Here is a 13,646-nt window from a genome sequence, read left to right as displayed (position 1 = left end):
CATGTCGCAAGGAGAATGGTTTACCACTTATCTTCAATATGAAAATATGAAGGATTTGTTAAATGTCATATTGTACATGTCACAGTCATTCATGGCCATTACACCAATGCTTTATCATATTACGTTCAAAGATAAAGAAATACTATTTGTTCATACTGGCATGGTTGGTGGTGTTGTTGCCCATTATCATGTTCTAACCGAAAAACCTTTCAGAAAATTTATAGAATTAAACAAACTGACAGCTGATTTTAAATTTACAGATGCCATTGGTAACAATAATCAATGTATATATATCCCGATTGTTAATTTGATACGCTCTACGTTATCATTTCCCATCGATAATCCCAAATAGTGGCTCTCAATTTTCATAACAAACCGCCTTGGATCAGTATATCTTATCCCCTAATCTTGACAATGTACTTGGCGTAAAAGCACTCATCATAAATAGTATTTTTAAATTTAGTTATGAACTATGGCTTATTTTATCAGCCGACGTCAGTTATATTTTATTAAGGAAATGATTATGAAAAACTTTTTAAATTGAGTATATAGTTCTGCATCCATCTAGATATCTTATTTAGTAAAACAAATGTATTTGTCACATATTATATAAAAGAAAGAAAATCTTTGTGCATGACTTTTAGCCAGATATAATTTTAGATAGCTTACGCTAGAATAGTTTATGGAAGTTTAAAATGACAACATAGAAATGTTTTACGCCTATGTCCTTTTGTTATATCCGTTCTCTTTTAGTAGCACAAGACATGTGCATTTAGTTGACTTACTTTATGTGTCTTGGAAAGATCAAACAAAGATTTCTAAAAAGTGAAAATACTACTAGGAATTAGAAATAATAATTAAAGCTAATAAAAATTCCTTGTTACTTGATAAATCTTTTGTCCATTTTTTGGACTTTAGGAAGTTATTCTCAATATCTTTATATACAATTTATAACATATGACGGTAATGGGTGATAAAAGATCGATTTTAGGTAACCGGTTCATATTTACTTGTATTGTTGCAATTTTTCTTGTAACAGTAACTTTGTTAGGATCATCAACAAGTGTTTTGGGACAAAATGCAACAGAAACAAGTGTTTTGGGACAAAATGCAACAGAAACAAGTGTTTTGGGACAAAATGCAACGGTACCAAACGTAGTTAATGAGACTGTTGTGGATGATTATGACTATTATGGTCAACCAATTTACTACGATGAAGACAGCGATGACGACTCCGATGGAGGTAACAACTATTACTACAAGGATGAAAGTGGTAATTCTTACTACAAGGATGAAAGTGGTAATTCTTACTACAAGGATGAAAGTGGTAATTCTTACTACAAGGATGAAAGTGGTAATAATTATTATACAAATGCTCAAGGTCAAAACTATTGGTACGACAATGACGGTCACAAGTACTATTATACAAACAACAATCATAACCAGAAATTCCATTATGACGATAATGGTAACAAAGTGAACCATGATGACCGTGGAGACAGCAGAACCGCCTACGATAATCATTCAAGTGGTACTCATGCACACAATACCAACTACAGTACGGGTAATCATGTAGAACAAAGCGGCAGTGGGACATATGCTCATCACAGTGGCGTTTCACATCAGCACAGTGCCGGAGGCTTTTCACCACAGAGTGGCGGTGGAGGCTTTTCACCACAGAGTGGCGGTGGAGGCTTTTCACCACAGAGTGGCGGTGGAGGCTTTTCACCACAGAGTGGCGGTGGAGGCGAGCACAGCGACATGGGGAATCGTCGATAATTAAATATATTTAATAATCATGGACTTTGCAAGCTAGCAAACAATCATTCCCTATCAAGGGGTTTTTTATTCGGATTACTATTTTTAGTATAATTTTCAATAACAACATATTAAAACTATAAAATTTTTTGATTTTTTTATTACAAATACTATTTCATACATTCTAGTTTGGTAATTACTTTCGCATAGTCCCAATAATCCTGCTCACGCTGTCATCCCATGTCTTCTTGTTTGTTTCTTCTTTTATCCCTAGAAGTCTGTTCATCATTAGTCCATTGTAAACTGTCATTAGGCTCATAACCATACTATCAATTTCTTTCTCTTCCGGAAAATTTCTTGTTTTTTCATTCTTAATAGAGTCCAAGATATGTTCCTTCATACTTGTAACGATCTTTTCATGTTGAGAATATAGTATTGATTTTAGTTTTTTATTTCGTGTAGATTTTGACAAAATTTCTAGAAAAATTATATAACTATTTTCAACTTGACTAAAACTATTAAAGAATCCTTTCGCATTAGAAATTAATTTATCATTCTTTGCATTGTTACCTTCATAATTGATAACGAGTAATGAAAATAACTGTTCTCTAAGTGCAACCAAGTTCTTTTCACACAGTTCATAGAAAAGTTCCTCTTTACTTTTAAAATAAATATAAATAGTTCCCTTGCTCACTCCCGACTTAGCGGCTATGTCATCCATTCTAGTTTTATCAAACCCGTTTTTAGAAAAGGAAATGAGCGCACCTGCAACAATTCTATCTCGTATTTCTAACTTGTGTTCTAAAGTAACCTTTGCACACATTATTCAACGATCACTCGATTAGATTTGGAATTTCTTTCCTTGTAGCCCTCGATTCTGTCATAAATCCAGATAGATAAAATCCCAAAGATAGCACCTATAAAAATGGTTATGGGCAATACCACAGGTAAAGAATTGATAAAACTTGGAAGAATGTCAACAATTGTTATAAATCCCACCTGTTCCAAATCAATGGGCGTCAGGTAATTAGAAAGCGTCAAAGGAAGCAATGGATATCCCATAATATAAAATAGAGAACCTGAAATAGCCCCAGAAATTACAGCTTTGAGTTTATTACCAATTATTCTATTCCCTAATGGAAGTTTGTCATGAATCAGCAAGTCAATCAAGATGAATGGAATAATCGTTAGAAGGTAAAAAGGAAGTAAATTCGAAAGCGCTTGGGATGGTAATATATTAGTAAACGCTGTTAACAAGATGACTCCGGCTGCTATAACACTAGCAATCCCGACAGTATGCGTACTTCTTAGAACAAACAGGAACAAAGCTGAATTAATTGAGGGCAATAGTACTAACGCTATTAATGATTCCGCTAGTGGATTCAAATTAAAATTAAATAGTTCGCCATTAGAAATGGGCAAAGCAAAAATGTAAACATAAGATATCAAATTTAACCATAAGGCTATCATAGCTGCAACAAAGAACATTCTCCCAAGTTGATATAAAGTACCGGTCTTGACAACAGAATTTAATCGAAAGAGTCCAATTGCAACAGCAAAGGTATTGATTAGCATTCCTGTAATTAACATCAGATGGGTCGGACTGAGAAATCCATCCACTCCAAAGGTTTCGTGCCAGATAAAATCACTCGGTCCGGATATAATTGATAAAGCAGATCCTATTATGAGTAATTTAAAGGATAGAGTCATACCGGTTTTCTTTAATTCACCATATTTCATCAATATGGCACCCCCCATGATAGCAGAAAGAGACAAGATACCTATACCAGCGTAAAGCAAGGCATGAGAAGGAGTAAAAAACGATTCAGGAATAAGTAATAAATGTGAAGTAACATCCCAATTACCGCCACCTATTTGCAGGAGGGAACCAATGGATGCAAATATCAATATAATCATGGGAAATTTAAAAGCACTGGTAGACAGGCCAAGTTTTGGTTCCATATAAGTAGTACAAATTTAGAGCATATAAATATTACTGACTGGTCAGTCAAAATCACTATAGATATGAGAGAGTCAAATTTAAGACAATCCTATTGCACGATAAATTAAGCCATCTAAACTTTTTTAAAATGAGCAGATAACAAAATAATATGAATTTAATTCACAAAATGAATTTTTTAATAATGACATTTTAGACCGCAATGTGACCAAAAAGAGAAAAGTTATTGAATTGTTATTAAGAAAAGTCCTCAGCAGATGTGTAGAGATGATGGAATTAGTCTAGAATATCTTAAAAAAGTTACACTATATTTCATAGTCTCTTTTAAAAGTGGGGATAAACTCTATGATGTTATCGTATTTTCTTACAAAGTCATTTCCTTTCGGAGTTGCTATGAATCTTTGTTTTTTTTCATCAAATAATAGTAAATTCAACCGCATCAAGTCTGCCAGATATTCATTCAATCTTTTATACGAGCTGTAATAACTAAGTTTATTTTTGGTTTGGTATTTACCTATACAACTCTTTACAATTAGGTAGAAGATTTGACACTTGTCCCGATACTTTGTCTTCCCTCTTTCTCTTCCCTTTATTAACAAACGAATTCAATGACTGTAAATGTTTGGTTAAATTAAATACAGGATAAAAAAAAATGTACTCATTGGTCAAATTATGATCATCCCTTATCCATTAAAGTCTTAGTTAGAATCATTTTGCTTGGTTTATCATTTCCAATAGCATACCCTGAAAAGAAGGATAGGATCACTCCAGCCTATGCCTCTCGGTCTCCCATCCTCACTGTCCTCCCATCCTCACTGTCCTCCCATCCTCACTGTCCTCCCATCCTCACTGTCCTCCCATCCTCACTGTCCTCCCATCCTCACTGTCCTCCCATCCTCACTGTCCTCCCATCCTCACTGTCCTCCTCTCCCAACTTCAAAATTATAATGATCCGATTTATGCATAATTTGTTTAATCCTAAACCAACCAAGATATCTGACTATTATACAATAGACTACTGATGAATAGACGATACATTCTCGTTTATTGTATAAGGATCGTAAATCACTAGGACACGAGCAGCATTGAAAAAGACAAACATTCAAAAATAATTACCAATTGTCGGAGCTATGTCGAGAATAGAGATAAAATCAAGGTGGATGTAAATAAATCACTTTTTCCTAATTATCGATCTCTTATCCTTTACCAACCAATATGTGACCAATATTATTCCAAAGATTGGAAAAGAGGAGATGAAAACATATGGGAAAATGGCCAAAAACGTAGAGGGTTCAAATATATTCATACTAGTTTAGTAAAATATCATCTATTTAATTCATTTTTTTGTAATTAGGTAAATTATTTTATTTACTTTACTATAGTTTAAGATATTTCTAGAGCCATCAGGTTGGCATCTTCCCCGTCTCTATAATAGGATTTTAGTACTGATTTGATTTGAAATCCAAGTTTATGATATAATGAAATAGCAGGACCATTACTCGTACGGACTTCTAAGTAAATCTCGTCACCCTTCCTTGTTGAAATCCCATTTATACCCTCTATCATCAGTGCTTCCCCAATATTTTTGCCTCTATGTTCTTGCAACAATGCTATAGATACAACGTGTCCCTTTTTTACAAAGCCAAGTTTCCTAAAATTGGAGAAACCAAATTCTAATTTGCACATTATATAGCCTACCACTACATTATCTATTTCTGCTATAATGAATGCTTCTGGAATTTCGCGTAAGAGTGACTCAAAAAAATACTCGGTATAATGTTCGGGAAGAGTTTTCAAATTAATGCTAATTACTGGATTCAAATCCTCGTAAGCACATCTTCGTATTGTATAGCCGTTAACTCTCCTTAATGCTACTTGCAAACAATATATCATATTTAAAACAAATTATTTAACTTTACCAAATATTTTTTATCAAAACTCAAAGAGAATCCTCCTAAATAAGCTGATAGTTTAAATTGGATGTTAAGATTAGAAAAATCAAAATTAATGTATTCAGAGGATAGGAAAGCACTATTAATCACGTATCCAAACCAATTTACACTATCCGAGGCGAAAAGCCTTGCTGAATCAATTGGATACTCCGTCATAGAGATAATTAGCCAGAAAAACTTGACCCGTTCAAGATTTGGTGTAGGAAAGGGAAAGGCAGAAGAAATCAAAGAAAGAGTTGCGGCATTAAAACCTGATGTAATAATATTTGATGAAGTTCTAAAACCAAGTCAACAGTATAATCTTGCAAGATTATGCAAAATAGACGTATTAGATAGAGAGAAATTGATTTTAGAGATTTTCCTAAATAGAGCGATAACTAATGAATCAAAGATTCAAGTAAAGCTTGCACAACTAAAATACGATATTGTAAGAGTAAAAGAAAAGTCACGGCTCGCGAAGTTAGGTGAACAGCCCGGATTTTTTGGTCTAGGAAAATATGATGCAGACGTACACATTCTGGATATAAAGAAAAGAACCGCATTATTAAAGAAAAAACTACAAGCAGAGGAGAAAAAAAGAGCTCTCCATAGGATCCAAAGACTCTCAGACAACCTACCCTTGATATCTTTGACAGGCTATACTTCGGCAGGCAAGACATCATTGTTTAACATATTGTCAAGCGAGAATAAGGAGACTAGTACCAAATTGTTTACTACATTGACGACTTTTACCCGTGCTTCTGAGATTGAGGGTAGAAAAGTTCTAGTTTCAGATACGATTGGGTTCATTAGTAAGTTACCACCTTACATGATCGAGGCGTTCAAGTCTACCCTATCCGAGCTGAATTACGCGAATATCATCTTATTAATAGTAGATTTTAGCGATGAAGTTCCTGTTATAAAGAAAAAATTAAAAAGTTCCCTTGAAATTTTGTCAAAATTGCAGATTCCTTTTCAAAAGTGTATTTTAGTATTAAACAAAATAGATATGGTAAAAAACAATGAAATCAATGACAAGATAATTGAGCTAAATGTAAATGAAAGCATGGATCAAATAATACCCATTTCAGCTCAAATGGGTTACAATCTTCCGGGGTTGAAGAAGTTAATTTCCAAGCAGTTAGTAAATCAGGCATCTCCTCCAATATAATACCCTATCCATTTCCGTTCACTGATTACCTAAGAGATCCATGGGATGCTTCATATCACTAAACCGAAAGAGTTAAAAAATAATAATATTTATTAAAAAAAGTACGTGAATACGGAAATTTTATCATTCGAATTTGAATGGTATCTGCGAGATTACTTCTTTCGTATAAACAATAATAATGGTGGAGAATTTAATCGGATGTTTGACAGTGAGGAGATCTGTCGTATCATGAAAGAAAACTACCTCAAATATAGAAACTGGAATATGAAAGAAATAACCGAGTTATTTAGTAGCGTTATATCTGATCTTAATAATAGGAATGTTTTGATTGTTAAAGAGGATAATGGAGCAGTCATCTTAAAATCAAGGTTTGAACGTAAGCAATGCACAAATTGCTTTTATGTTAATTATCTAGCCTCATCGGAATCACCGAATTGTCATAGATGTAAGTCCCATAACTTGAAGGATTTTCCCTCTAAAAAATAGTAAGGTATGTATCTTGGTTTTGTATAGATTCGGAACGTAGTAGCTTAATTAGTAAGGAGTTCTTGAAATTAAATGAAACTAACAAAGGTTATGCAAGATGACATTGTCTAATCGATTTCAAGGGTTGGAGTCACTGGTAAGTAGAGGACTAGAATGGGTATACATTGAGCAGCCGACCAGGGAAAAAATGGATCTGGTCTCAAAAAAATATTCACTCCATGAATTGAACATTGAAGATTGTTTGTCCAAAAATCAATTGCCAAAAATAGACAGATACGATGATCATGTTTTTATAATATTACAATTTCCGACGACCCAGAAGGAAAAGACGTCTCCACGATTTAGCCAGCTTTCACTTTTCATTGGAAAAAATTTCTTAATATCCATTCATCATGGAGACTTGAAACCACTCTCTGAGCTATTTCAGGCCTGTAAAATGGATAGCGGAAAGAACAAATTAAACATGATGGGAAATTCTCCAGGACACCTATTACATTCAATATTAGATGCTTTAGTGGATGATTTGCTACATATATTGATGAAAGTGATCGGCAACCTGGATGATATTGAGGATGCAGTTTTTGATGACAAGGTAGCTATAGCAAAAGAAATCTCAATGTTGAGACGAGAAATAACAACTCTTCGTCGAATAGTTGGACCGCTAAAAAGAATCATGTTGGAAATCATTTCAAGAGATGTAAGAAAATTCTCTACCGATTTAGAAGAAGATGATTTAATTTCTTATTTTAATGATATCAATGACCACGTTTCTAAGGTACTTGAAGCCCTTGATGAGTCCAAGGAAACAATTGAAATTTACAAGGATACGGACCATATGCTTAGCAGCGAGAAAACTAACAAAATACTGAGTTTCCTGACAATACTTTTTACTTTATCAATTCCCGTCACAGTAATTGGAACCTTTTATGGAATGAATATCATAATTCCAGGAAGTACAAATTATAGCTATAATTTAATGGATTTTATACCTTTAATCATCACATTAAGTTTTTCAGTCGGATCGGTAATCATAATGCTATACTATTTTAGAAAGCTCGGATGGCTCACTAATCTTACAAAGTAATATATAGTAATCACGGCATATCTTGACTCTTTTAGCAACATCTCCTTTTCGACTTTTCGAAAAGTACTATAATAACATTTCAATATATTTTTATAATACATTATTACTTTTTTATCCAATGGAAAATAAAACAATCATTGTGGCAGCTTTTACTTTTGCAGCAATACTAATGAGTTTTAGTTTTGGTAATGCATTAGCACAAAATACAACATCCATGTATCCTAACAATACCGAAACAATCCAAGATCTGGAAGCAATAGAAGGAAGTAACAATGCAATTTTCGCAAATGATACAAACATCAGTAATCCAGCAAATAACCTTGAGAATAGTCTAGCAACTAACGAAAATCAAAGTAACTAACCTTTATTTTTTTTTGACAAGTTTATCATAAATTTCTAATCCTAATAAGTTTTAAGCCTTTTTATCTTTCGCCCATGTAGAAACGGCGTCCCGAATTTTTTCAGAAATCTTATTCAATTCATTTAATATTCTAGATTGGTCTTCGGATTCTAGTGCTTTGGCGATCATCTCATAGCCCCATATTGTTTGCGTACGAATTGATTCATTCTTTTGAGAAACTGATTTAGCTTCAAACATGTTTCGAAATGCCACATGCGAAAAATTTTGATCAGGTGATGCACCATGAAAATGCAGAATATCTGGTTTAATAGAAACAATTTCTCCAACACTTAGCGATTTTATAGTCAGACTCTCAAAAGTAAAGTCCAGCAATGGATTAGATTTGTTAATACCAATTTCGCCTATTATACCATTCCCATATAGAGGAACTAAGAATTGCTCAGTTTCATGATAATGAATAGTAGTCAATGCCCCTCTAGCAAATTCTACAAAATAGACTTCCTGATCATTACTATTAGATTCGTTATAAATTTCTCTAATTATTACGTCACCATCAAAATAATAAGGATTAACTTTTTTTTCATTTGAATAGTAAAGATTTTGTCTAATCACATTCATTCTTAAGAAATCCAGAATTTATTCTAACTGGTATATACAATCAGTTGGATTTTATCATCTACAATCAAGATAAGTGATTACGTAATTAGCCTAATAGGAGCTTGAAAATTATCTATATGTAAAAATTTTGGAAATGTAACGTATGATCATTCTTTTTGAAAAGGGTTGAAGTAGTTATTAATCGCAGACTCAAAGAAAAATATTTGAGAACAAGAGATTGATTTATTGAATTAAGTACCGGATAAATGATTAGTTATGCTAATTATAGTATTGTCTCATCAGATAACCCTATCGCGCCAAACTGTGCTTACCAGAAATTTCCTTTATCAGAACAAGTCAATTCCGCTCCACAGTTAAGGCATTTAAGGTGACATACAGTAATTTCCCCCATTATCGAACCACATCTAATACACTCAATTTTTGTCTTTTTCTGTTCAGGGTTTGCTGTGTCTATCTCTCGCTCCAATTTGCTATGCTATAGTAAAAGGACTAACTTGATTAATATTTTGTGTCAACTTCACCAAAAATTTTGTTTGAGTTACAGAATAATCGTGCGGAACTATATATTAATAATTTTGCTCAAATGTGATTCAGGACTCGTTATTTATCCCAATCGAGGTAGAGACAATAAAGCTGTATGTATTTAGCAGCGTTTTGGCTTGTAAAATTAACTGTAATTAGAGTTAGATTCTGATGCTAATCTATCGATAATACATCTTTAGCTAAGAAATGCACAAAATGGATGAAAATAGACAGGGTAGAAAAGAATAAAAAAACCTCGATCTAAAATCCCTAACAAATAGAAATGAGATACATCCATTGCATATTTTAGATTATTTGCTTATGTGCAGGTTTGTTCATCGAGAATTATTTTAAACTTATGCGGTAGCTACAATCTGTACACACGTCAGCTGATAACAAAACAACATTAGGTTGATCAAAGTAATACTTTACCTTTTTTTCTATTATTTTATTGCAGTGATCACACTTGATATTACGAAAAAATTGATCGATTTCTGTTGTCACGATATTAGTAAGCAATTCATGATACTTGAGCTTTTAGATGTTCAAATTGATTTTCGTCAAAACAATTTGACGGTCCATTCAACAAGATCTATATCTCTAGTTGCAGATAATCGTTGAATTAGTCCCTACTTGTGGTTCCTCCTCATATATAAGAGAAGGCATTTTACAGATTCTTAAAATCGGCAAAAAAAGGATATGGCAGACGATATAAAAAGCAGTAAATATCTTTAAATATAAATTTTGAAACTCTATACTTGTTTTTTGAGTAACAGAATATTGAATCATTATTTTCCCTGTATTTTTGGTCTACTTGTTAGAGTATTTCTTGTAACATTTGTAACTTGGAATGGTTTGTTAATCTGGACCGTATCAGTCGAGGCAGAGGCCGATTAGGAGACAGAGCCAATAAGTAACCAAATTATTCAGGCTGAGGATGATATAGAAAATGATCTAAAGAAACAAGGAGAAATAATCTGGAATAAAATCAAGGAACAGTTTGGATTTGAAAATGTACAGTCAAACTTAACTCAGGCATACCAGTTTTCATTCGCAGGAGATTTGAAATCGGCAAATACTATCCTTGAATCTGCTGAAAGTGCAGTGGAAGATAGCATCAATTCCATGTTAAGGTCAGGGCTGCAATTGATATCTATTTTCTAAAATCAATCTGTTTTCCTTGATGATGATACAAAAGACATTCTAAAAACATTTGGAGAGTCTATATCAAACCCAAGGTTTTCAATAAGTCAAATTCAGTCACAGATGTCATGGCCTCAGGATAAATAGGAAACTAGATACGCCTTTTCGTCATCAACGTCAATCTTTTTGCGAATTGCAATGAGATCGATTGCATCGTGATTTTCATCTACTGTATTATAAGTTTATTATTGATGTATTATTAGATTATTAATATTAATATATTCACGACCTAAATTGCTGTTTTTAATATCAATCCCAGTATTTAGTCCCAATTTTGTCCTTTTGTTTTATTATTTATAATTGAGAATAATTCTTGATTGAAGATACTGACAACATAGCTTTAATTATCCTTTCTTATACCTATTATCAGGAAAAGATGAGCCTGTCAAAAACAGATTATGACATCATAGTAGCAGGTGGAGGGTTAGCTGGACTAATAGTAGCCTCATCTGCAGCTTACTATTCTAAACAAAGAATGAAGATTCTAGTACTAGATAGGAACTCTATCGACATTCAAGGAAGAAAGACCATTTCTGGTTGGATTTGTGGAGATGCGGTAGGGAAAAACACTGTTGATTACATGACAGATAGAATCAAAATATCATGGGGTTACCCAGAAATTGAACATCCAGTAAAGGGAGTAGTAGCCTTTTCACCGGATCACGAAACCCGAGTCTCATTTGATGGTGAGGGGTATATATTAAATAGAAAACAGTTACCCCAAAAGCAAGTTACGGAGGCGAGCAAATTGGGAGTTGAAATAGCTAGCAATATCATGATTAGACAACTAACATCTGAGAATAATTTTATCGTCGGTGTTGAAGGGGAAAATACAAAGACTAAGGAAATATTTAAAAAAACTGCTAAAGTGGTAGTCGATTGCACTGGTGTTACTTCGGTACTACGCACAAATCTACCGATTAAAACTTACATACAAAGAAGGATAGATAGGAATGATCTAGAATCTACTGGCAGGTATATTTACGATTTTGATAAAAAGGGTACCGAAGACAAGACGTTTTTTGACCCTGAATATTGTATAATTCACTTAGATCAAAATTTGGCTCCAGGTGGTTATGGATGGGTCTTTCCAAAAGGAGAAAATAAAGTGAATATTGGTTTGGGTGTTCAACAAAAGCTGTTTGATAAAGCAAACAAGGAGAGTGGAAGAAAGAGGGATTTGAAAAGGTTAATTGACGATTATGTAGGTGTCAATCCGGTTATATCAAATCCAAGGTTATCAAAAGGTGAGGAGGACCTAGGCAACGAATGGGGTACATGGCAGGTTTCAGTAAGGAGGCAGAACGACTGCATGGTTGCCAATGGCTATATGATGGTTGGAGACTCGGCATGGATGCCAAAGCCACTGGATGCTGGCGGAATAGGTCCTGCAATAATTGCAGCCACAATAGCTGGAAAAGACCTAGTTGAAGCAATAGAATCAGGAGATGTTTCAGAGAACGGGCTTTGGAAGTATAATAAGAATTTCATTAACGAATATGGCTACAAGACGGCTGGCTTGGAAGTTTTCAGAAGAATGCTCCAACAACTCACCAACGAACAGATTAACTATGGCATGAAGCACTTTCTGTCGAAAATGGATGTTGATAAAATTACTAACGGCGAACATCCAGAATTTAGCACTGTTAGCAAGCTAGGTATGATGATAAGAGGAGCATTAAATAAGAAACTTGCAGATGACTTGAAATTTACCTCTCAAATGAATGAAGAATTAGTCAAACATTATAGAAATTATCCCGATACATCAGAAGGATTCCCGGATTGGTCCAATAAGCTAAACAAATATCTTTCTGAAGCTTTTGCCAAATTTGCTTAGCCTTTATTTTTTTAGGACATTAAGAAAGGTTTCCCTGCTTTAGGGATCTAATACTATCTATCCTTTTACGATGGTCGAATTGTCGATCCTGTCTAGAAAGCTTTTTCGCCTGTATTCCTCTGTTATAGAAATACGAACATCATCGATTATGCGTTTACCAACATCTAGTTTCTTTCTAACCCCAGAAATAATATTGTCATAGAACGAAAATGGGTAGATTGAATCATATAAGGATTGCATGATAGTAAATAAAGACAATGACGATTCAAAGTCGTCCCTTCTAAGATTATCATAAATCATTCTCTTGATTTCACCGATGCAATCAAGCAGTCCTGTAATATATGCATTGAATGAAACCTGCAGCTCGGCATGTCCGCTAAAATGGTCTTTCCTTTCTACAATCTCTTTTAGAATAACAGCTTCAACATATTCTTGTTCTGCAGGCCACAGATAGCGTTCTAAATCAGAAATCACATATTTTTTAAGTTCTGATAGCAAAGAAAACGCATTATTAATTAATTCATTTGCTTCAACTGTCTTTCCACTGTGTAACAAGATAATAGCTTTGCTACTTAAAGCAATAATTTCCCTATTTTCTTTAATTAATTTCTCCCTACTTGATTCCACTTGTTTCAGATAGGATGAAAATTCATTCAAGGAATTATGTAATTTGGTAGAATCAATATCAAAAGTCATAATTAGAGTTTCATAGCTC

At 33.7% G+C, this 13,646-nt stretch carries 13 protein-coding genes; 7 read left to right on the top strand and 6 right to left on the bottom strand.

All coding sequences use genetic code 11. From position 1 onward, the window contains the following. Position 1 precedes the first annotated feature (1 nt). Positions 2-352, top strand: coding sequence for a hypothetical protein (locus AB0A59_RS04965; RefSeq protein ID WP_458746991.1), 351 nt, complete (start codon positions 2-4; stop codon positions 350-352). Positions 353-966: 614 nt separating this feature from the next. Then, positions 967-1,779 (top strand): hypothetical protein, encoded by an 813-nt coding sequence (locus AB0A59_RS04960; RefSeq protein WP_458746990.1) that lies wholly within the window; start codon positions 967-969, stop codon positions 1,777-1,779. Positions 1,780-1,954: 175 nt separating this feature from the next. Here AB0A59_RS04960 and AB0A59_RS04955 read toward each other — a convergent pair whose 3' ends face one another. From AB0A59_RS04955 to AB0A59_RS04940, 4 genes are all read right to left on the bottom strand, one after another. Next, complete coding sequence (locus tag AB0A59_RS04955; protein ID WP_458746989.1) at positions 1,955-2,581, bottom strand: TetR/AcrR family transcriptional regulator; 627 nt, start codon at positions 2,579-2,581, stop codon at positions 1,955-1,957. Then, positions 2,581-3,720, bottom strand: coding sequence for a hypothetical protein (locus tag AB0A59_RS04950; protein ID WP_458746988.1), 1,140 nt, complete (start codon positions 3,718-3,720; stop codon positions 2,581-2,583). Before AB0A59_RS04950 ends, AB0A59_RS04955 begins: the two co-directional genes overlap by 1 nt. A gap of 303 nt (positions 3,721-4,023) precedes the next feature. Continuing rightward, complete coding sequence (locus AB0A59_RS04945) at positions 4,024-4,317, bottom strand: winged helix-turn-helix domain-containing protein (RefSeq protein WP_458746987.1); 294 nt, start codon at positions 4,315-4,317, stop codon at positions 4,024-4,026. 784 nt (positions 4,318-5,101) lie between these two features. Then, positions 5,102-5,599: a GNAT family N-acetyltransferase gene (locus AB0A59_RS04940; RefSeq protein WP_458746986.1), complete on the bottom strand. Its 498-nt coding sequence runs from the start codon at positions 5,597-5,599 to the stop codon at positions 5,102-5,104. Positions 5,600-5,698: 99 nt separating this feature from the next. Here AB0A59_RS04940 and hflX point away from each other — a divergent pair, with 99 nt between their 5' ends. The 4 genes from hflX (at position 5,699) to AB0A59_RS04920 (ending at position 8,751) form a co-directional block, all read left to right on the top strand. Further along, positions 5,699-6,820, top strand: a complete 1,122-nt coding sequence (gene hflX / locus AB0A59_RS04935; protein ID WP_458746985.1) for a GTPase HflX — start codon at positions 5,699-5,701, stop codon at positions 6,818-6,820. A gap of 198 nt (positions 6,821-7,018) precedes the next feature. Further along, on the top strand, positions 7,019-7,306 hold the full coding sequence (locus AB0A59_RS04930; RefSeq protein ID WP_458746984.1) for a hypothetical protein: 288 nt from the start codon (positions 7,019-7,021) through the stop codon (positions 7,304-7,306). A 97-nt stretch (positions 7,307-7,403) separates the two neighbouring features. After that, positions 7,404-8,390 (top strand): magnesium transporter CorA family protein, encoded by a 987-nt coding sequence (locus AB0A59_RS04925; protein ID WP_458746983.1) that lies wholly within the window; start codon positions 7,404-7,406, stop codon positions 8,388-8,390. A gap of 118 nt (positions 8,391-8,508) precedes the next feature. Further along, complete coding sequence (locus AB0A59_RS04920) at positions 8,509-8,751, top strand: hypothetical protein (RefSeq protein WP_458746982.1); 243 nt, start codon at positions 8,509-8,511, stop codon at positions 8,749-8,751. 51 nt (positions 8,752-8,802) lie between these two features. Here the strand turns inward: AB0A59_RS04920 and AB0A59_RS04915 are convergent, their stop codons facing one another. Next, entirely contained in the window at positions 8,803-9,369 is a 567-nt protein-coding gene (locus tag AB0A59_RS04915; protein ID WP_458746981.1) for a cupin domain-containing protein, read from the bottom strand. A gap of 2,101 nt (positions 9,370-11,470) precedes the next feature. On the opposite strand from AB0A59_RS04915, the gene AB0A59_RS04910 reads away from it, so the two are divergent. Further along, entirely contained in the window at positions 11,471-12,931 is a 1,461-nt protein-coding gene (locus tag AB0A59_RS04910) for an NAD(P)/FAD-dependent oxidoreductase (protein ID WP_458747561.1), read from the top strand. Positions 12,932-12,988: 57 nt separating this feature from the next. Here AB0A59_RS04910 and AB0A59_RS04905 read toward each other — a convergent pair whose 3' ends face one another. After that, positions 12,989-13,627 carry an RNA-binding protein gene (locus AB0A59_RS04905; protein ID WP_458746980.1) on the bottom strand — a complete coding sequence of 213 codons (639 nt, stop codon included), beginning with the start codon at positions 13,625-13,627 and terminating at the stop codon, positions 12,989-12,991. Between the last annotated feature and the right edge of the window lie 19 nt (positions 13,628-13,646).

It is taken from the genome of Candidatus Nitrosocosmicus sp. T (assembly GCF_054408485.1).
The sequence above is the reverse complement of the archived record's forward strand: the minus strand, read 5'-3'. Positions and strand labels throughout refer to the sequence as shown.

Coding starts and splice junctions, on each gene's coding strand:
- AB0A59_RS04965 (WP_458746991.1), top strand. CDS start 2: ATGTCGCAAGGAGAATGGTTTACCACTTATCTTCAATATGAAAATATG.
- AB0A59_RS04960 (WP_458746990.1), top strand. CDS start 967: ATGGGTGATAAAAGATCGATTTTAGGTAACCGGTTCATATTTACTTGT.
- AB0A59_RS04955 (WP_458746989.1), bottom strand. CDS start 2,581: ATGTGTGCAAAGGTTACTTTAGAACACAAGTTAGAAATACGAGATAGA.
- AB0A59_RS04950 (WP_458746988.1), bottom strand. CDS start 3,720: ATGGAACCAAAACTTGGCCTGTCTACCAGTGCTTTTAAATTTCCCATG.
- hflX (WP_458746985.1), top strand. CDS start 5,699: ATGTTAAGATTAGAAAAATCAAAATTAATGTATTCAGAGGATAGGAAA.
- AB0A59_RS04930 (WP_458746984.1), top strand. CDS start 7,019: ATGTTTGACAGTGAGGAGATCTGTCGTATCATGAAAGAAAACTACCTC.
- AB0A59_RS04925 (WP_458746983.1), top strand. CDS start 7,404: ATGACATTGTCTAATCGATTTCAAGGGTTGGAGTCACTGGTAAGTAGA.
- AB0A59_RS04920 (WP_458746982.1), top strand. CDS start 8,509: ATGGAAAATAAAACAATCATTGTGGCAGCTTTTACTTTTGCAGCAATA.
- AB0A59_RS04915 (WP_458746981.1), bottom strand. CDS start 9,369: ATGAATGTGATTAGACAAAATCTTTACTATTCAAATGAAAAAAAAGTT.
- AB0A59_RS04910 (WP_458747561.1), top strand. CDS start 11,471: ATGAGCCTGTCAAAAACAGATTATGACATCATAGTAGCAGGTGGAGGG.
- AB0A59_RS04905 (WP_458746980.1), bottom strand. CDS start 13,627: ATGACTTTTGATATTGATTCTACCAAATTACATAATTCCTTGAATGAA.